The 19913-nt window shown below is 58.1% G+C and carries 15 protein-coding genes and 1 pseudogene; 5 read left to right on the forward strand and 11 right to left on the reverse strand.

All coding sequences use genetic code 11. The features are described from left to right. The first annotated feature begins 106 nt into the window (after positions 1-106). Entirely contained in the window at positions 107-1165 is a 1059-nt protein-coding gene (locus tag BBB56_RS12945) for an ABC transporter substrate-binding protein (protein ID WP_123801360.1), read from the forward strand. 59 nt (positions 1166-1224) lie between these two features. On the opposite strand, the gene BBB56_RS12950 is transcribed toward BBB56_RS12945, so the two are convergent. From BBB56_RS12950 to BBB56_RS12960, 3 genes are read right to left on the reverse strand one after another with little or no spacing between them, the layout of a single operon-like run. Next, the gene (locus BBB56_RS12950) at positions 1225-2274 is read right to left on the reverse strand and encodes a PLP-dependent cysteine synthase family protein (protein WP_123801361.1); all 1050 of its coding nucleotides are present in this window, start codon (positions 2272-2274) and stop codon (positions 1225-1227) included. 22 nt (positions 2275-2296) lie between these two features. Continuing rightward, complete coding sequence (locus BBB56_RS12955) at positions 2297-3301, reverse strand: ABC transporter permease (RefSeq protein WP_123801362.1); 1005 nt, start codon at positions 3299-3301, stop codon at positions 2297-2299. A 10-nt stretch (positions 3302-3311) separates the two neighbouring features. Beyond that, a complete protein-coding gene (locus BBB56_RS12960; RefSeq protein ID WP_123801363.1) occupies positions 3312-4361 on the reverse strand; it encodes an ABC transporter substrate-binding protein in 1050 nt (349 codons plus the stop codon). Between the two features lie 191 nt (positions 4362-4552). Between BBB56_RS12960 and BBB56_RS12965 the strand changes: the two genes are divergently transcribed. Next, positions 4553-5329: an ABC transporter ATP-binding protein gene (locus BBB56_RS12965; protein WP_123801364.1), complete on the forward strand. Its 777-nt coding sequence runs from the start codon at positions 4553-4555 to the stop codon at positions 5327-5329. 243 nt (positions 5330-5572) lie between these two features. On the opposite strand, the gene BBB56_RS12970 is transcribed toward BBB56_RS12965, so the two are convergent. From BBB56_RS12970 to BBB56_RS12985, 4 genes are all read right to left on the reverse strand, one after another. Then, the gene (locus BBB56_RS12970; RefSeq protein ID WP_123801365.1) at positions 5573-5887 is read right to left on the reverse strand and encodes a HigA family addiction module antitoxin; all 315 of its coding nucleotides are present in this window, start codon (positions 5885-5887) and stop codon (positions 5573-5575) included. Then, positions 5887-6168, reverse strand: a complete 282-nt coding sequence (locus BBB56_RS12975) for a type II toxin-antitoxin system RelE/ParE family toxin (RefSeq protein ID WP_123801366.1) — start codon at positions 6166-6168, stop codon at positions 5887-5889. Before BBB56_RS12975 ends, BBB56_RS12970 begins: the two co-directional genes overlap by 1 nt. 155 nt (positions 6169-6323) lie before the next feature. Continuing rightward, a complete protein-coding gene (gene hipB / locus BBB56_RS12980; RefSeq protein WP_123801367.1) occupies positions 6324-6560 on the reverse strand; it encodes a type II toxin-antitoxin system antitoxin HipB in 237 nt (78 codons plus the stop codon). A gap of 108 nt (positions 6561-6668) precedes the next feature. Further along, positions 6669-7994, reverse strand: a complete 1326-nt coding sequence (locus BBB56_RS12985) for a glycoside hydrolase family 10-like protein (protein ID WP_123801368.1) — start codon at positions 7992-7994, stop codon at positions 6669-6671. 451 nt (positions 7995-8445) lie between these two features. Here BBB56_RS12985 and fos point away from each other — a divergent pair. Beyond that, positions 8446-8856 (forward strand): annotated as a pseudogene (gene fos, locus BBB56_RS12990) (fosfomycin resistance glutathione transferase). Positions 8857-9096: 240 nt separating this feature from the next. Here the strand turns inward: fos and BBB56_RS12995 are convergent. Beyond that, on the reverse strand, positions 9097-10017 hold the full coding sequence (locus BBB56_RS12995; RefSeq protein WP_123801369.1) for an AraC family transcriptional regulator: 921 nt from the start codon (positions 10015-10017) through the stop codon (positions 9097-9099). A gap of 103 nt (positions 10018-10120) precedes the next feature. On the opposite strand from BBB56_RS12995, the gene BBB56_RS13000 reads away from it, so the two are divergent. Continuing rightward, positions 10121-10954, forward strand: a complete 834-nt coding sequence (locus tag BBB56_RS13000) for an oxidoreductase (protein WP_123801370.1) — start codon at positions 10121-10123, stop codon at positions 10952-10954. Positions 10955-11335: 381 nt separating this feature from the next. On the opposite strand, the gene BBB56_RS13005 is transcribed toward BBB56_RS13000, so the two are convergent. Together BBB56_RS13005 and BBB56_RS13010 are read right to left on the reverse strand one after the other, a co-directional pair. Further along, positions 11336-12250, reverse strand: coding sequence for a sugar ABC transporter substrate-binding protein (locus BBB56_RS13005; RefSeq protein ID WP_123801371.1), 915 nt, complete (start codon positions 12248-12250; stop codon positions 11336-11338). Between the two features lie 77 nt (positions 12251-12327). Then, positions 12328-12522 carry a hypothetical protein gene (locus BBB56_RS13010; protein ID WP_123801372.1) on the reverse strand — a complete coding sequence of 65 codons (195 nt, stop codon included), beginning with the start codon at positions 12520-12522 and terminating at the stop codon, positions 12328-12330. A 486-nt stretch (positions 12523-13008) separates the two neighbouring features. Between BBB56_RS13010 and BBB56_RS13015 the strand changes: the two genes are divergently transcribed. Further along, a complete protein-coding gene (locus tag BBB56_RS13015; protein ID WP_233593030.1) occupies positions 13009-18963 on the forward strand; it encodes an autotransporter outer membrane beta-barrel domain-containing protein in 5955 nt (1984 codons plus the stop codon). A 92-nt stretch (positions 18964-19055) separates the two neighbouring features. Here BBB56_RS13015 and BBB56_RS13020 read toward each other — a convergent pair whose 3' ends face one another. Beyond that, the gene (locus tag BBB56_RS13020; protein ID WP_123801374.1) at positions 19056-19904 is read right to left on the reverse strand and encodes a VOC family protein; all 849 of its coding nucleotides are present in this window, start codon (positions 19902-19904) and stop codon (positions 19056-19058) included. Between the last annotated feature and the right edge of the window lie 9 nt (positions 19905-19913).

Consider the following 19913-nt stretch of genomic DNA (forward strand, 5'->3'; position numbering starts at 1 on the left):
ATTTACAGGCTGGTTGCCTGCGCTATTTCCCATTACTCTGCCGTCGTCTGGTTATTTTGTGGTTATTTCATTTCCGGGAAAGGTTATTTCATGCGGGGGAACTATCGTGCCAGTAAATAATGGTTTATCACGGCGGCAATTTCTGAATTATTCTGCGACTGCGCTCGCTGCCAGCGCCTTTTCACCGGCGCTCTTTGCCCACGACGCGATGCAGGGTATGGCGATGTCGCCGGATCTGTTGCAGGGCGGAGCGGGCAAATGGGCGCTGGCGAAGCCCACGCCGGTTCGTCTGGCGGTAAACCTTAACGCCATCTGCCTGGCGCCGGTGGTGGTGGCGGATCGGCATCAGTTTTTTAAGGCGCACAATCTGGAGGTGGAATTTGTTAACTTCGGTAACTCCACTGAACTGCTGCTGGAATCCATCGCGACCGGCAAAGCGGAAGCGGCGGTGGGGATGGCGCTGCGCTGGCTGAAGGCGCTGGAGCAGGGCTTCGACGTCAAACTGACGGCAGGCACGCACGGCGGCTGTATGCGTCTGCTGACGCGCGACGATGGGCCGACTTCGCTGGAGGCGCTTAAAGGCAAAACCATTGGCGTTACCGATATGGCGGGCGCGGATAAAAACTTCTTTTCGCTGCTGCTTAAGCGGCACGGCGTCGATCCCAATAGCGACGTAGACTGGCGCGTTTTCCCGCAGGATTTGCTGCCGATGGTGCTGCAAAAGGGCGAAATTCAGGCGGCAAGCGGCTCCGATCCGGTGATGTGGCGTCTGACGCAGCAGCCGGGCTATCGGGAGGTCGCCACTAACCTCAGCGACACCTACGCTAACCTGAGCTGCTGCGTTATTGGCACGCGCGGCAGTTTGATCCGCGATCGGCCTGAAGTCGCCGCCGCCATTACCCATGCGATTTTGCAGGCGCACGCCTACGCCGCGCAGCACCCTGAGGTTATCGCTGACGCCTTTAACGGTCAGGCGCTCAACACCACTCCGCAGGAGATCGCCAGCGTACTGAAAACCCATACGCATGGTCACTATTCGGTGGGCGACGCTTTTGTGAAGGAGATTGATATTTACGCGCGCGACCTGAAGGCCATTAACGTACTGCGGCCGGAAACCGATCCGCTGCTGTTTGCCAAAGGGATTACGTCTGACGTGCTGGTATAGCGCAAAGGGCAGCGCCAGGCTGCCCTTTTTCTGTTTTCTGTTGTAACAGCTGCGACTTTTTACAGCAACTGCTGCGACGTCTGCACCGCCGTCGCCTGCTTCAGGCTTTCGGCAGGCTGGCCGTGGTCAAACAGGCGGGTACTCAGATAGTTCGCGCCGCCATCGGCCAGCAGCAGAACGATGCGTTTACCCTCGTTTTCCGGACGCGCCGCCAGCTGCTGCGCCGCAAAGAGAACGGCTCCCGACGAATCTCCCACCAGCACGCCCTCGGTCAGCGCAAACTGGCGCGCCGCCTGATACGCCTGCCAGGTTTCCACCGCGATGGTCTCATCGTAGACCTGATGGTCAAGATTAGGCGGAATGCGCTCTGGCGGCTGCCCGCTAAAGGCGTGAACGCCGGTAATTTCCAGCGGCTCCGGATGTTGCGCGCTCGGCTGCGAACCCGCGCCTGGCTCCACGGCCACAATATGAATCAGCGGATCCTGCGATTTCAGAAAACGGCCGGTGCCGGAAAGCGTGCCGCCGGTTCCCACTGAAGCGACAAAAATATCCAGCCTGCCCTGGGTATCGCGCCAGATTTCCGGCCCGGTAGTCAGCTCATGCGCGCGCGGGTTCGCCGGATTCTGTAGCTGCTGTAAAAAGCGCACGTCCGGTTCGGCCTCGGTTACCTGCGTCACCAGCCAGCGCGTCGCGGCGACAAAGTCGCCGTCGCTTGAGGCATAGTAGTCGGCGAAGCCCGGCACCGTGCTGAAAGGCACCACCTCCGCGCCGTAGGCCTGGATAATCCTGCTGCGCTCGATGCTGACGAAATCATTAATGTAGACGCGAAAGCGATAGCCTTTGGCCGCGGCAATCGAGGCGACGCCGATGCCTGTATTGCCGCTGGTGGTTTCAGCGATAGTATCGCCCGGCTTAAGCAGGCCATCGCGTTCCGCCTGTTCAATCATCGCCAGCGCGATGCGATCCTTAACGCTGTGGTTAGGATTAAACAGTTCCAGCTTGCCGAGCAGCTCGGCGCGCAGGCCCTGTTGCTCGCTGAAGCGCGACAGGCGCAGCAGCGGCGTTTGGCCAATTAGTTCAGTGATGGATCCGTAGATGGATGCAGCCACAGGTGAATCCTCCAGTTAAGCCTTACCATTTCACCGCATTGCGCTGCCAGGCGAGCGTGCGGTCGCGAACGATAAACAGCAGAGTAATCAGCGATGAAAAGAGCACCGCCATCACGATCAGCGCGGCGTACATATTGGCGTAAGCCGCCCAGCCCTGCGCCCATTGCAGATACCAGCCCAGCCCCGATTTGACGCCCATCATCTCCGCCGCCACCAGCACTGAAAAAGAGGCGCCCAGCCCCATAAACAGCCCGACAAACAGGTGCGGCAGGGAAGCGGGCACGGCGACGCGCAGCACCAGAAACAGAGAGTTTGCGCCCAGGGTGCGTGCCACATCGTAGTAGCGTTTATCGACGCTGGCGACGCCCGACCAGGTGAGCACCGTGACCGGAAACCAGGTCGCCAGCGCAATCAGGAAAATCGCGGCGGCAAAGCTCGACGGAAAGAAGTAGAGCGACAGCGGCAGCAGGGCGGTGGAGGGCACCGGACCGAGGAAGCGCAAAATCGGGTGCACCCAGTAGCCGAGTCCGCGCGACCAGCCAATGGCGACGCCGGTAATAAAGCCGACCAGGCTGCCGTAAAGAAAGCCAAGCGCCAGCAGACGCAGCGAATTAACAACGCTGTCGAGCAGGCGCGGCCAGTCCGTGGCATAGGCTTCGATCAGCGCGCGCGGCGGCGCGAAGAAGGGCGCAGGCAGCAGCGCCTGTTTGGCGGTCACGTACTCCCAGATCCCCGTCAGCAATGCCAGCGCAATCAGCCAGCGACCGCTGCGCTTTAGCGGCTGCCAGGCTTTCAGCGACGGCGCGGCGCTGGAGGCGAGCACCAGTAAGGTAAGCAGCCCCGCCAGCACTATAAACAGCTCATGGGTTTCATTGACGAAACGGGGGGCGGCGAACCCCTGGGGTTTGTCCGGCACCATGACCATCAGCGCCACCAGCGCCCACCAGGCCAGCAGCGCGGTCCACAGCGCCGGTTCAATACGCCGCGCGGCGGCGCGGCGGCGCAACGTCAGAATGTCACTGGCCATGCTCCTCTCCTTAACTCATTTTCATGTGGTGATGCTGACCATTATCCGGCAGCAGATCGGGCACATAGTGATCGGCGAACTGCTGCGCATTGGTGTCCGGGCGAATCACATTGATCGTCTTCAGCTCGTTCACGTAGACCGCCACTTCGCTGCGTAGCTGCGCGCCCGTGGAGTGATGGCTGTGGGTATGCTCTTTCAGCATCGCGGCTATCGACTCGACCGGCACCGAGCCGGGCACGTAGGGCTGGAAAATTTTTGCGGTTTCGTCCGGATGGTCGGCGGTCCACTGCTGCGCATCGACAATCGCCTGGGTGATCGCCCGCGCGGTTGCTGGGTCGTCGCGCACCAGTGAACCGCGCAGCCCCAGCACGCAGCAGGTAAGGCGGGCATATTCGCCATTCAGGTTGTTGTCTACCTCCACCAGCTGATGCTGCTGTTTAAGCAGCCAGCCCTGCGGATCGTCGGTTGCCAGCGCCTGCACCTCGCCCTTACGCAAGGCTTCGCCAAACAGGTCGGCGGGATACTGAAGCCAGTTCACCGCTTTATCGGGATCGATGCCCTGCTTCGCCAGCTGAATCGCGAAGAAGTTGCGGATTGGGCTGGCCTGATCGGTCACGGCCACCGATTTACCTGCCAGATCCCTGACGCTGCGAATACCGCTGTTTTCCGGCGTCAGCAGGCGCATGCAGCCGCCGTGCGTGCCAACGGTAAGGTCAACGTCGAACCCCTGTTCCAGCGGCTTTAGCCAGCGCAGCGCCATGCCGATGCCGCCATCGGCCTGTCCGGTGGCGATGGCCTGTAGCAGCGCGTCGGTCGGGCCGCTGAAATTCACCGGCTCGACGTTCAGGCCATACTTTTTAAAGAACCCCTGTTTCAGCGCCACCGATATGGGCGACTGACAAACGGCGGTCTGGCCCCAGGCGAGCTTAATGGTTTTCAGCGGCGGATCCTCCGCCAGTACGGAACCGGTCCATACCGGGCTTAACCCGATCCCCGCCCCCAGCGTGGCGAGGCCGCGTAATACCGCACGACGGCTCAGCGGGAGTGAATGTAATGCCATAGCGCTATCCCTTGTAATTAATTAACGGCAAGCTAACGCATGTGCCGAACGCCGCCAAATAACAATCCCGCATGTTCTCATGCGATATTTCCTTATGAAGACCAGATATACCCATTACCGCTATCCGCATATTTCAATCGGGGCGAGCGTGTTATTTATGATGCTATTAAGCAGACCTCGGAGAATAATCAATGGCGACGCAAACAGCTGGCGTAAATATCGATATTAATAATGTCAGTCACCACTTTACGCTGGAAGGCAGCGATTTGCCGGTGCTGGAAAATATCAATTTGCAGGTGCGACCCGGCGAGTTTGTTGCGCTGCTCGGACCCTCCGGCTGCGGCAAATCGACGCTGCTGCGGCTGCTCGCCGGACTGGAGCAGCCTGCCAGCGGCCTGCTGGCGGAAGAGGGGCGCGCCATCACCGCGCCGCATCCGTCGCGCGTAGTGGTGTTTCAGGACCCGACGCTCTATCCGTGGCGTACCGTTTATGACAATGTCGCGCTGGGCCTGCAAATTCGCGGCGAGAGCAAAGCGGCGGCGCAGAGGCGCATCGGCGCGATGCTGGATCGCGTCGGACTGACGGAGTTTGCCCGCGCCTGGCCGCATCAGCTCTCCGGCGGGATGGCGCAGCGCGCCGCGCTGGCGCGAGCGCTGGTGAATCATCCCCGCCTGCTTATCCTCGACGAGCCGCTCGGTAAACTGGATTCGCTGACGCGTCTGCGTATGCAGCAGGAGATCGTCGATCTCTGGCAGGAGCAGCAATTTACTACGCTGATGGTGACGCACGATGTAGAGGAGGCGCTGATTATGGCGAATCGCGTGGTGGTATTTAGCGCGCGTCCGGCGCGGGTGCTGGATGTGATCGAAATAAGCCAGGACTATCCACGCCGCCGCGACGACCCGGAACTGGTCGCCTTGCGCAGCCGCGTACTGGCGCTGCTGGGTGCAGAGCAGGCTGCCGCCTAGGCCTGCGGGGTCAGGCGCGCCAGCATTTTCAGCGCGTGGGTAAAAATGGACTCGGCAATGGCAGGCGGCACGCTTTCTGCCGTCACAGGGAAAGGGCGTGAAACGTTTTTATCGATGCGGCAGGATAAGGATGACCGGTGCGTTAGCAGCGGTTTTAATCGGCGCGGAGGGCTGGGGGCCATCAGGAGATAGCTAAACCGCGCCGGTTAGCGCGGTTGATGCAGAAATCAGTTGTGAGGTTAATTATGCAGTCTCGTCCTGCGCGGCAGGCGACAGGAGTCCTGGATGCAGAGGCACGCCAGAAACGTCTGTGGTTTCGCGGGCCTTGTGCAAATCGCAGGAGGCCTGCATGGACAGCCAGAGCCGCGCCGCAATTCCCAGACCCGCCTCCAGCCGCACAGCCATTTCAGGGCTGACAGACGCTTTACCGCTTGCCACCTTGCTCAGGGATGCCGCTGAAACGCCTAACTGTCTGGCCAGGCTACGCAGACTGATGTCATTATCCTCCAGATATTCCTGTATCAGGCCGCCGGGATGCGGTGGGTTAAACATAGCCATCAGTGGTAATCCTCCAGGTTGAGAATGTATGCATCACCGTCCGTAAATTCGAACGTGATGCGCCAGTTTGCTCTGACCGTTATTGAATACAGATTTTTTCGGTCGCCTTTCAGGGGATGGAAACGAAATCCTGGAAACTTTTTAAACTCATCCGTTGATATAGCTTCATCAATCACCAGCAGGCGCAGCCTGATGCGTTCTGCATCTTTAGACTGCACGCCGCTTGCATCACCTTTTTCAAAAAGCTTCTGTAATCCCTTATGCTTCCAGCTCTTGATCACGCTCGCACTCCATGTTTCGTCATGAGAAACATTGTATCATGTGTTTCGCCGAGGGAAACACCTTTACGCTTATTTTTCATTCTGATTAACCTCTGATGCATCTGGCGCCTGCGTGCCAGCTTACAGGCCGTTCATCCAGGCGCTGAGCTGTTCCATTACCAGTCAGGCTCCTTGCCGCTGTGCGGCGACTTGCCCTGAATCACCAGCTCCTGCTCCAGCGACTGCAGGATTTTAAACAGCGTGGTCAGCGTGGTTTTGTCGGGATTGTTTTCAAAGTTCGATACCGTGGCCTGCTTGATGCCGACCCGGCGCGCCAGATCGCTTTGCGTCCAGCCGCGCTTTTGTCGTTCAAGCCTGATAAGCGAGGCAAGCTGTTTTGGGCTGAAGATCATAGCGGCTCCTGACATCACGGCGAGCAGTAGTCTATCCTCGTCTGGAGATAAACCGGAATTTATACCTGCAAGGGGATAAAGTAAGATTTATCCCCACCAGCGGATATTTTAGTTTCCCCAGCGCTGCTGCAAATAGTTAACCGCCTGCTGCGTCTGCGGCTGATTAAGGTAATCTTCGCGGAACAGGATGGTCCCCTCGATGCCGGAGGTCGCCTCGTTCAGATCGAGCTGCCTTTTCAGCTCCGGCACGCCGCTCTGCACCGTCCAGTCAGGTTCCGTGCGCGACGGCTCGCCGACTTTATACAGCGCCACGCCGATATAGAGGCGCGTATGGGTGGGTTTCACCACGTCCGCCCACCAGCGCGCCAGCACATCATAGCGTGCGGCCTCGCGCGCAAAAGGCCAGTAGAGCTGCGGCGCAATGTAGTCGAGCAAACCCTGCTGCACCCAGCGGCGGGTGTCAGCAAACGCCTCGTCATAGGCCGCCGCGCCGCGCGTATCGGAACCCGCCGCATCGTGCGACAGGTTGCGCCAGACGCCAGCCGGACTGACGCCAAACGCCACCTGCGGTTTAAGCTGTTTAATGGTGCGTGAAACCTGCTCGATCAGCTGCTGCGTATTGTGTCGTCGCCAGTCGGCTTTGGAGGCAAAGCCCTGACCGTATGTGCGAAAGGTCTGCGCATCGTTAAGCGGCGAGTCCGCCGTTTCCGCGTAGAAGTAATCATCAAACTGCACGCCGTCGACAGGGTAGCGCGTCACCACTTCCGCCACGATGCTGGTGATCCAGTCCCGCGCATCGGGAATGCCGGGGTCGACCACCAGGCGATCGCCTGCCGTGCGTATCCAGTCGCGGTGCAGCACATAAACGCTGGCCGGATGCAGCGTCAGGGTGCGGTTAAGCGCCGCGAGGGTAGCGGGTCGGGTATTAACGGCCACGCGGTAGGGGTTGAGCCAGGCGTGAACCTTCATGCCGCGCTTGTGCGCCTCATCCAGCATAAAGGCCAGCGGATCGTAGCCGGGATCGGCGCCGATAGTGCCGGTCAGCATATCGGACCAGGGCAGAATATCTGAGCGCCAGAGCGCAGTGCCGTCCGGTTTGACCTGAAAAAAGACGGTATTAATACCGAGACGTTGCAGCTTGTCGAGTTTGTCGATCAGCGCCTGCTTTTGCAGGCTGATGCGCTGAGCGGCGCTGCTGAGGTTAACGGAGTTAACCGGCGGCCAGTCGAGGCGTGACACCGTCGCCAGCCAGACGCCGCGCACCGGCTGCTGAGCAGCGGTCGGCGTAGTGGGTTGCGGCGGCGGCGTCACGGCGGGAAAGGGCGTGACCAGGGATTTCGGCGGCTCAGAGGCGCAGCCCGCCAGCAGCAGCGCGGCGGCCAGCAGCAGCCTGTTGCGCGCGGCGCAGAAGAAACGGGTGGAACTGTTGATGATAAACTCCCTTTCATTTGCTCACTATCCGGAGCAGATCATTCTCTGGTTATCTGCATTCAAGTCAATAGCGAGTCCTGGGGCTTGCGCAGCATGACTTCCGCTCAGACGACCGGAACGGAGACGGGTATCGAGCAAAGCCTGATAAACAGGGCGGCCAGCGCCGCGAAATTTAGTCATATTTTTCGCTTAACAGATGAGGGTACGGATGGGAACAAGGAAGGGAGTGTAATCAGGAGCCAATATCACCGAGGCGAAGACTATCCGCCGTGGATCCTTTCGACTAGCTGAGTCAGGCCTGGGCAGGTTGAATACAGCAATAAGCCGTCGTTCTTAGCGGCCTCACTGACGGCAGCTCAGCGCCGGCACAGAAGATTACCCTTTTACTGACAGTGAACTGAAACATGCTTATGCTGGCTTACCCTCTGCGACAGGCCGCTGAAGAGATCCTTTTATGCTGACCGGACTAAACCACATCACCCTTGCCGTCAGTAACCTTTCAAGAAGTTTTGATTTCTACGTCAACATACTCAGGTTTACCCCTGAAGCCCGATGGACTGGTGGCGCTTAGCTGAGCCTGGGTAACCTGTGGCTGTGTCTTTCTGTTGATCGTGTCGCTACGCCAGCGGACTACACCCACTACGCATTCAGTATCCGCAGCGAAGATTTCGATGTGTTCGCTGAGCGTCTGAAATCATTGGGCGTAACAGAATGGAAAGTTAACAAGAGCGAAGGGAAATCTGTCTATTTTCTGGACCCGGATGGACATAAACTGGAAATCCACGACGGAGATTTAAAAAGTCGCCTCAGCGCATGCAGAGAGCACCCCTATGAAAATATGCAGTTTTCTAATTCCCGCTACTGAAACCGCACAGGGAACGGGGTAAACAGCGCCAGGGGCTAAGGTCAGCACAGGGACGCCGCACGGCTCGCCTGGCTATCGCCAGCAGCATAATTCTCAAGGGTACAGAGCAGCCTTTTCATTCTCCCTTCGCACTGATAGTCATTATGCGCGCCGTGTTTTTCGTAAAAAGCCTGCTTTCAGGCCCGATGCCGGAAGCTGACGCGCAATGTCCCGGCGATATTAAGCGATGCCGAGGATGCCTCAATGCGATGAAACAAATAGCGAGGCTGGCTGCGCAGGCGGAACGGCAAAGTGACGCTGCATGCGTTTTATCTCTTCTGCCGGCGGCAGACCAAACAGGCGCTTAAACTCGCGATTAAACTGCGACGGACTTTCATAGCCCACGGCGTAGCTTGCGGCGGCGGCGGTGATCTGCTGGCGTACCATCAGCATGCGCGCCTGGTGCAGGCGCACCGACTTTACATACTGCATCGGCGGCATCTTAGTGATGGCTTTGAAGTGGAGATGAAATGTCGGAACGCTCATTCCGGCTTCCATCGCCAGTTGCGTTAGCGTTAGCGGCTCCGCATAAGTGGCATGGATGCGCTGCAACGCTTTGCCAATTTTGCCGAACTGCCCCTGTAGGGCCAGCGCAGCCCGCATCGCATGGCCCTGTGCGCCCGTCAATATGCGAAAATAAAGCTCGCGCACTCGCCCAGGGCCGAGGATCGCCGCCTCCAGCGGGTCATTCAGGACGTCAAGCAGCCGCAGCACGGCGGTTTTTATTTTGTCATCCATTGGACTCGACATCATGCTTTGCGGCGCGGCGGGAGGATGCGGGGCGTCATGCTGTTCAATCTGAAGCATCAGCTCAGCGGCAAGCTGAAAATCCAGATGCATATAAATAGCGAGCAACGGATGCTCTGCCGACGCGTCGGTTTCCATAACAAAGGGTACCGGTACCGAAACTGCCAGGTAGTGCTGCTCATCATATAAGTAGATCTGCTGACCGAAGTAGCCGCGTTTGCTGCCCTGGCAGACAATTACGATACCTGGGTCGTAAAGCACAGGCGTTCTGGCAAGCGGGCGATCGGCGCGCAGAATTCGCACATCAGGCAACGCCGTCAGGTTGTATCCCTCCTGCGGCGCAAGGGCTTTCACCAGAGCAATCATTCCGGACATCCCGATACCTCATAAAATCAGGCAAGAAAAAGAGAAGATACGGCCTAAAAATGCGGCAGAGAGGAGAATACCATGCAATCTTCACTGGTCATGGGAGTTATTTATGTCATCTGCAAAAACGATTTTAATCACTGGCGTCAGCAGCGGCTTTGGACGCGCGCTGGCGCAGGAAGCCCTCGCCGCCGGCCATCGGGTCATCGGAACCCTGCGTAGTCGTGAAGCGCAGCAGGCTTTCGAGGCGCTTGATGCGCAGCGCGCGGTTGGCCGACTGCTGGATGTTACGGACGTCAGGCGTATTGAGGAGGTGGTCAAAGAGATTGAATCCAGCGTCGGTCAGATTGATGTGCTGGTGAATAACGCCGGTTATGGTCATGAAGGCATACTGGAAGAGTCCCCCCTTGAAGAGATGCGCCGCCAGTTTGAGGTGAATGTGTTTGGCGCGGTGGCGATGATCAAAGCGGTACTGCCTGGCATGCGTCAGCGCCGTCGCGGGCACATTATTAATATCACCTCAATGGGCGGTTTTATTACCTTACCCGGCATCAGCTATTACTGCGGCAGTAAATTTGCGCTGGAAGGAATATCCGAGACCCTGGGCAAAGAGCTTGCGCCCTTCAATATACCGGTTACCGCCGTGGCGCCAGGCTCATTCCGTACCGACTGGGCCGGGCGTTCAATGGTTCGTAGCGCTCGCCGCATTCCAGACTATGACTCGCTATTCGAACCCATTCGTCAGGCGCGCAAGGAAAAAAGCGGCAGACAACTGGGCGATCCCGTTAAGGCCGCCCGTGCCATGCTGGCATTGATTGAGAGCGAAAATCCCCCTGCGCACCTGTTGTTGGGAAGCGATGCGCTAAATTTGGTGCGGCAAAAACTCGCAGCATTAGGGAAGGAGATCGAACAATGGGAAAAACTCACGCGTTCAACGGATGGCTAAACCGCGACGGGTGGCGAGAGGAAAAGCGATAGCCGATTATGGCCGGTGGCAGAAAGGGCCATTTCTTTCTGGGGGGAAGAAAAGGCTACGCCGGATTGAAGTTATGCGCCTCTTTTCATGCACGAAAAGAGCGTAACGGCTTCGCAGCGGGCTGGCGAATCAGGCATACATCGCTCAGCCCGATGACGACGGTCAGGTTACCTGAGTGAGAAGCCGGTTGGGGCGGGAGGGAAACGAGAGAAGCAACGAATCCCACCAGCACTGAAGGGATTTTTTCATCCCGGTAATGGCCCGGCAGCGATAAGGATGGCCTTTTCACTAAGGAGAATATTAACCGTATTATCAGTGACGAGGCGCAGGCGAGAACGCCTCGTCTTTGACTTACTGGCCCTTCTCGACGTACTTCTGCATATTCTCTTTGGTTACCAGTTCAAACGGGATCCACAGGTGAGAGTCGACCTTCTCGCCTTTAATTAACCTTTGCGCTACCTCCACCGACGCTTTTCCCTGACCGACCGCATCCTGAAACACGGTCACCTGCATTTTGTCCTGCGCCAGGGCTTTCAGTCCGTCCGGCGTGGCGTCAATGCCGCCTACCAGCACTTTCTTGTTGCTCTTCGCCAGCGCCATCGCTGCGCCAATCGCCATTTCATCATTATTGGCGGCGACAATGTCGATCTCTTCACCGTTGCCGAGCCAGTTCAGCATCAGATCCATGCCCTCATTGCGCGCATAATTAGCAGGCTGCTTCTGCACGACCTTCATGCCCGGATATTTCGCCACCACCTGTTCCACGTCTTTGGTGCGTTGCAGTGCGCCTGCATCAGTCAGATTGCCTATCATGATCGCCACATTGCCTTTGTAACCCGCCATTTTAGCCAGCGCCTCCATCTGCAAGGTACCGGATTCCCGCTCGTCAGAACCGACAAACACCACGCCGTCCGGCAGGGTTTTATCGCCCGGCGAACGGTTCACGTAGACCAGCGGAATTTTCGCCTGCTGCGCCAGTCTGGTCAGCTGGGGCGTGCTGGCGGAGTCAACGGGATCGACGATAATGGCGTCCACGCCGGAACCGATAAAACTTTGCACCTGATCGGTCTGGCGCCCGACATCGCCTCGCGCATCCTCAAACTGCACGTCCAGTCCGCGCGCTTTGGCCTCTTTATCGATCGACTGGCGGATAATGGTTAAAAAATTCTGATCGAAGTAAGCCATAGACACGCCGATTTTGTCAGCCAGCGCTGAGGCAGAGCTGGACAGTAGACCAAGTAACACTATCGCCTTGAGCGTCTTCATCACGAACTCCAGAGTAGGGTTGGGTGGAATGTTTTTTTCGTTTTAAGTTGAAATGGCTTAATGTGACCATTAGCAGCCTACGAGGCGGCCTTCAGGCTGACAATCAGCATGTTATTAATTTGCAGCCAGGCGCACACTTTGCTGGTGGGAAGGAGGGCAGAGAGTGATGTGACAGCGGTTTTGAGCAGGCACATATGAGAGAGGTTGCGCGCAGCGCCCTGTATCGCCTGATGTCCGTAGCGGGAGGCATCAGCGCCGACGCCAGTTGGCATAATGCGCAGCGCGTCCTCATAAATAAAGTAGCGTGACGCTTCAGAGCGCTATGCAAACTGACTTTATCCCAGCACAGACCGGGAAATGCAGACACGCAAACAATTAATTACCAAATAAGACTTATTCCAGTGATAAAACAAAATGCAAGGAAAAAGTATTTATATTAAAAAGCGATAATCAGGCGGCTGCTTTTATTTAACAATAGAATAAAGTGGCAACGTTATGATTATGCAAATTTTATAATCTCATAATCGATTGCCTTACAGTGAAATTTATTTAAATATATTTTTACAGACTAAAATCATTAAGTGTTTCGCTAATTTCAAAGAGAAGCGAAGTGGCTGGCAGGGTTTAACTCTGAATAACTTTCTTTAAAAAGCAGTTAAATTAGCGGATTGCACAAACAACATGACGGGAATCGTCATACAGGCAATTTCTTTTCTCCTGGGGAGGGAAAGATTTTGTGCAAACTCAATGAAATAACGTTGTCGCTTATTGCGTCGCTGGGTGTGATGTTTCCTGCCCTCAATGGCCTGGCAATTGAATTAAAACCCTATTCGCCTGAATTAAATGACAACCGAGTCGGGGCTTACTGCGTGCGCGACGGCACAACGCAAACCTTAAGCGGTCTGCCGCAGTTTGCGCGCGGCGCAAGCGGCAAAATCAGCGTAACGCTGAACGAACTACAGCGTACCGGCAAAATTATCAATGACGACCTGATTAATAAGGAGCGTCTTGATCCCGGCGAGCAAAATCGCGACATCCTGATTTTTAATGCTGAGACTAATACCTTCTCGACCTATCAGGTTTACGATAATAATCAGATCGCCAACCTGCCGGTTGTCGCGCCGGACACGGTGGTGCCGGATTACATAGACGTGAACGACGCGCAGTATATTAATGCGCGGGTAGCCTCGGTCAAACGGGGCGTGCTGAATATAAACATCGGCGATCCTGCCGCCGCGCCCGGCGCAGCCACCAATAGCTGGTCGATGGCGGCGAAGCAGAGCGCGCTTTTTACCGCGACCCGACAGGGAGAGCTAAACTGGGATTCCAGCAACCGTATCGCCTTCACCGCCGCCACGCCGCCCACTACGGGTAACCAGCTCTCGCTCACTAAAGACAGCGTGGTAACCTGGAAGGGAAACATTGCTGTTACCACCCTGGATGGCAATAGCGAAACGTTCAACGTTTCCAGCCTCAGCGATCTGCAAAACTATAACACCTGGCTGATTCGCCAGCTGGCGAGATCGAACCTGAAGCCGGACAGCTATAACAGTGAATTCAATAAAGCCTTCTCGCTGAGCGACGGCAGCGTCACTTACCTTATGAGCACGGATAATAGCGGCGATGAAATCGCGCAACAGCTGGGCGATCAGGTCGTGTTAAGCGCGGATGGTCCTGGAGCCAGCGTCGCCATTCGCAGCGGCAAAACGCTTGAGGTGATGAACAACAGCACCGCCGCAATGCGCGCCAGCAATGGCGCCGCCGCGACCGTAGACGGCAAACTCGCCAGTACCGGGCCGGTTCAGCCGCACAGCAGGGCGCTGGAATTGATCAATGGCAGTACTGGCACTAACAACGGCGTGATTAACGGCGGCTTTTTTAACAACGCCGACGGCAGTGGCGTAGACCGGGACACGCTGGGCTATATCAGCCAGGCCGTCGCTGTTCTTAACGGCAGCCAGTTCACCAACAACGGCGTTATTAACCTCTCTGCCGCGCTGGCTCCTGCATCAGTGAGCAGTCAGGCCATCTGGCTCGACAAGAGCAGCGCGGTCAACAACGGCACGATAAACGTCGGCGTGGCGGAGGTGGCAAACGCCAGCGCGATGACCGGCGTGAAACTGAGTGGTAACAGCACCTTTATCAACGGGGAACAAGGCACCCTTTATCTTGGCCGCTCGCCGCAGAACAAAAAAACCGATGCCACCACGGATCTGGAGGTCGATCCGGCTGGCAGCGTCAGCGCCATCGATCAGAGCGGAAATTCCAGCGCGATCAATAACGGCCATATTGTCATTGGCTCTAAGATGCAGGGCGCGGTTGGTATGCGCATTGAAGAGGGGCCTAATGCGCTGGCGATCAACAGCGGCGTGATTGACATCAACGCCGCGCTGGACACAGTCTCAGCCGAAAGTATCGGCATGCTGGCAATCAACGCCGGAAGCGGCGGACGGGTCGGCAATATCGGCGACATTAACCTCAACGGTAATTACGCTACCGGCATTAGAGCGATCGCCCGTAACAACAGCAGCGCCAGCATCTTCTCCACCGGCTCGATCAACCTAAACGGCAACGCTAATTATAATGCCGATCAGCATAACACCGCGGTCTGGCTGCTGGGTGAAGAGGGAGGCAATGTAAAAGCGGACATCAGCGGCCCGATAAGGCTAAACGGCTATGCCGGTATCGGTATCCGGGCCGAAGGCAACGCCACGGCTAATCTGACCTCCTCAGCGGTGCCGCAAACAGGCGAGGGCTGGTTCCAGATCCATTTCCTGGCGATTGGTCAGGACGCCAGAATCAACCTGCCGGCTAACGGCAGCTATGCAACGTCAAATTACTTTTCGACGCTGTTTCGCTATCAGGATGGAGCGGATTTTGACGGCCGGGGCATGACGCTGTCACCTAAAGGCTACGGCTCCGTTGGGGTGATGGGCAGCGGCGAAGGCACCGAAATCCAGACCCATGACGCGACCATTAATATCGGTCAGCTGGCAACCGGCGTACTGGTCGAGGGCGGCGCGCAGGGCACTATTGATGCAGATACCAGGCTTAATATGACCGCGGAGAGTGCCAACGCGGCAACGGTGGATGGCAATAAACGTAAGCTGAACAGCGAATACATCGATCCGTTCGCGGCCCTGTGGACCAGTACGCTACTCACTAACCACGCTGCTGTTAACGGCGCTGCGGACTTCCAGTCGGGCCTGAAGGCGATGAATCAGGCGCAACTGGTCAATACCGGCGATCTCACCTTTAGCGGCCGGATAAGCACCGCCATTGAGGCTTACAGCGGCGCAAAAGTCATGAACAGCGGCGACGTAACCGTGGCGCGCGGCGGCACCGGGATTCGCGCCTATGGCTATTACTATACCCTTGAGTTAACTGAGCCAACGCTGGTCACGAACGTTGGCACGCTCAATATTTACGGCGGAACAGGCGTCGGAACGTCGCCCACTTACGGCATACTGGCCTCCGACACGGTCACGCGGGTTAATCAGAACGGGACCATCAATCTGTACGGGGATAAGGTTGTGGGCGCGCAAGCCTTAACAGGCGCAACGATTAATCTGGGGCCAGACAGCAAAGTTGTGTTCCACGGCCCAGGTCAAACGGGTTATCAGGCCGAGGAGCTCGATTCAGCCCTGGTCAGCCGCGCCAGCAGCAACGATGTCAGCACCGCGGGTTCCACCTTATACCGCCTCAGCGACGGCGCGGCCTTCTATCCGCTGACGCCCGCCAGCGTGACGCTGAGCGGCGCCAACAGCAACGGGATTATCGCATCCGGCGAGAGTACGGTTCTGTTTGGCACCGATAATTTCAGGGTCACAGGCGAAGGGGCAACGGCGGTGCGCATCGCCGACGGTGCAGAAGGAAACATTTCTCAGACCATTACGCTGGATGGCAAAAGCAGCGTCGGGGTGGTCAGCGAAGGCGATGCGGCGACGGCCTATGTGTCGTCCCGCGTCGCTGGCGACGGCGCTAACGCGACCGCCTTCATTGCGGGTCAGGGCGCGATGCTAGAGAATCAGGAGCAGGGACAGGTCGAACTGACCGGTCCCGACAGCACCGGCGTGCGCCTGTATGACGGCGGCCGCTTTATCAATAGCGGCAGCGTGCGTGTGGCATCCGGCACTGGGCTAAATGTCAGCAGCGGCCTGGGCGAGTACAGGCCGATAGCGGGCGAGCTGCGCGCCGATGACGGCATCGCGGCGTTGCGCGTCGGCAAGGACGCCTCGCTGCGCGTTAACGGCGATAATCAGGAGAGCGGTATAATACGGGCCGGCGGCAGCGCTGACGCGCTGCTGCTGGATGTCGGGGCGCGTTCTGCTGAGATCAGCAATGTGGTGCTGTCCGCTGACGGCGAGGGAAGCGTCATCAATAATCGCGCCGAAACCCCAGCTATTTCGCTGCAAAATGTCACGCTCGACGTGAACGGCAGCACCGGCATTCGCTCGGCCACCTCGTTCGATCCCGACGGCAGCGCGCGTATTAACGTCAGCAATGGCGGCACCGGTTACCTTTTCGCCAACGCCGATGGCTCAACAACCCACAACGATCTGACGACGGGCAGGGACTACGCGATCGTCGTCTCCGGCGAAGGCGACGGCATTCGCGCTAACACCACCGGCCGCGTCGTTTCGCAGGGCGCTATCACCATCAGGGACGTCAGCGGCGGCTCCGCAATCATTACCCGCACCGCCAGCGAAGTCATTAATCAGGGCGCCATCGCCTCATTCAGCCGGGTTGCGCCTGTTATTGATTTACGCGGCGGGCAGACGGTGTTTATTAACGAAGGAACGATTTTTACGCCCGATCCTGACACCGTAGTCGTCGCGGGCGGCGCGACCAGCGATAAAATCGCGCTGCTGGACGGCAGCGTAGTGGGAGAGGTCAACACCGGCGACGGCGGCGATACGCTTATTCTGGCAGGCGGGACTCTGGAGGGTGGCCTGGCAATGGGCAGCGGGCCGCGCAATCAGGCCATCGTTCAGCGGGTGGATCTGGGCGATACCCGTCATATTACTTCTGCGGGCGGCGCGGAGAGTACGCTGAACCTGAGCGACATTAATGCGCGCGGCGGCTCTTTCGCTGACGACGATCTCAGTAAAGGCACCAATCTCGGCTCCGGCTGGAGCACGCTTAACTTTTACCACACCCGCTGGACCCTGACAGATAATATTCGGATGGCGCACAGCACCATCAATATCGACAGCGGGTCAACGCTGTTCGCTGGCGATAACGTCAATCCGGTGTTACAGGGCGGCGCAGACGATTCGCTTATCGTCAATAATGCCGGCACGCTGGATCTGACCAATGGCGGCGCGACGGCGCAAAATACGTTGACCATCAACGGCAGCTTAGTCTCAACAGGCGGCCGTCTGCGCCTTAATTCCACCGCCGCGCAGAGCGATCTGCTGCGCGTCAACGGCAACGTCAGCGGCGTCACCCTTATCGAGGATACGCTGGCGGGCGGCACGCTAACCGACGCCAATGACAACCGGGTGACCGATGTCGCTGAAGGCGTCTCCCTGGCGCAGGTGTCAGGCAGCGCCGAAGCAGGCAGCTTTGCGTTGCAAAACGGCTACGTCGCGTCGGGACCGTGGCAATACAGGCTCTACAGTTTCGCGCCGGGCAGCGACGAGCCTTTCTGGGATTACCGGCTGGCGAACGCCTGGGTGTGTGAGGATGGAGCTTTATGTCAGCCGCAGACGGGAAGCCGCGAGGCGGCAGTTCGCCCTGCGGTGACGCCGCAGGTGCCTTCCTATCTCTCCGCGCCTGTTGGTCTGGCCTATTACACGCTGGCGGTTACCGACGATCTTCACAGACGTCTCGGCGAACTGCGTCATCAGCAAACGACGCCGGATGCCGTCGGCGGCGAGATGTTCCTGCGCTATTTCGGCTCTAATATGGAATGGCAAAGCAACCGGACGCTCAGCCGGTATGGTTATGATTTTGATCTCGACTACAACGCGGTACAGCTTGGCGGCAATCTGCTGCGTGTCGACGGCGCGCAGGATAGTTTGCGCGGCGGCGTCGCCTGGACGCACGGCAACACGCGCATCCGTCCGCACGCCGCCGACGGATATAGCTCTACCAGCTTCGACAGCGACAGCGTCGCGCTATATGGCACCTGGCAGCGCGACGGCGGTCTCTATCTGGATGGTTCGCTGGCGTGGAACTGGCACCGCGGTGAAACCGACATTGCGCGGCAAAAAGAGGTGGCATCGCCCAAGGGCGACGGCTGGACGGCATCGCTGGAGTCAGGCTACCCGCTGACGTTGGGCAATGGTTTTCACCTGGAGCCGCAGGCGCAGCTGACGCATCTGAGCCTCAAAATGGATGATCTTACCGATAAGGATGACGCTACAGTTGCATGGGACAGGTATGAGCAGACTATTGGCCGTCTGGGCGCGCGCCTCGATCGTACCTGGCAGGATGACCGTCAGGGCGCGTATACGCCCTATCTGCGCGTTAATTACTATCGTGGGTGGGGCGGCGAAGCGAAGGTAAAAGTCGGCTCCGGCAGTAGTGACAGCGCGCAGAACTTCTACAGCGGCAAATTTGGCCAGATGTGGGACGTCGGTCTCGGCGGCACCGCGACCTTTAAAAAGGATATTTCTCTCTATGCGGAGGTCGATTACCGCAAAGAGATCGACGGTAACGGCGCCAAAGGCTGGCGCTATAACGCGGGCGTGAGATGGTCTTTTTAATCGGCTCGTTAAGGGCGGCTGAGCTGTTATTCAGCAGATAATGTCAGGAGGGGCGCGCCCTAATCGCGCCCCCTTTCTGTTTTACAGGCCCCTCACAAGTGAAAGCGCAGCGCCACGTTAAACCCCTGTTCCGCCGCCACTATTATCGCATCCTGCTCCTCGCGGAACGGAATATCGCCCAGCAGCAGGCTGGCTTTCACCTTCGCCAGATCGTCGCTGCGGAAACTGAGGGCGGACATGCGCGCCGAGCCGTCATAATCTTCCGGCAGCGAGCCGAAGCGCGCATGTGCATAGGCGGCCGAGGCGAAACGCACTCTGGCTTCACCGGCCTTCAGCACGAACGCGCCATCCTGGCAGGCGAGAATGCGATCCGCGCCGAACAGGTGGCTGTAAACCTGGGCGGAAAGCGCCGGGTCCTGCGCGACGATGACAAATTCGCTGATATTGCGCACGCCGTTGGGATGCGACTGCCAGGCTGACTGCCACACCGCATGCGGCGTGTCGTGCTGGCAGAAAAAGCTGCGGCCGTTAGGAATGAGCGCCGGGCGCAGCCGCACGGTGCGAAAGTGCGCCTCGCTGGCTTCGCCGTTCGGCAGCGTCACGGGGCGGTGAAACAGAGCGGGCGCATCGCCGTCCAGATCCTGGCGCTGCAAATGCAAAAACTCCCGCTCTGCATCCTCGGTTTTCCACACCAGACCGGTGAGACCGAGCGGGGCCTGCCACAGATCTTTACGCTGCTCGCCGCGGCCCGACTCGTAGCCCAGCAGCTCCAGATAGTTCTCGCCGAAAATAGCCAGATGGTTGCTTGAGCCGAGCGTATGGTGGCCGCGTTCGCTGAGCTGAAACCCCAGCCGACGATAGAGCGCGCTCGCCTCATCCAGCCGATCGGCCACGTTTATCACCACGTGATCCAGCACCGGTACGGGAACGGGAATCGTCATTGCTGATCT

The sequence above is a fragment of the Candidatus Pantoea deserta genome, from assembly GCF_003813865.1.
In the GTDB taxonomy this organism is placed as follows: Bacteria; Pseudomonadota; Gammaproteobacteria; order Enterobacterales; family Enterobacteriaceae; genus Pantoea; species Pantoea deserta.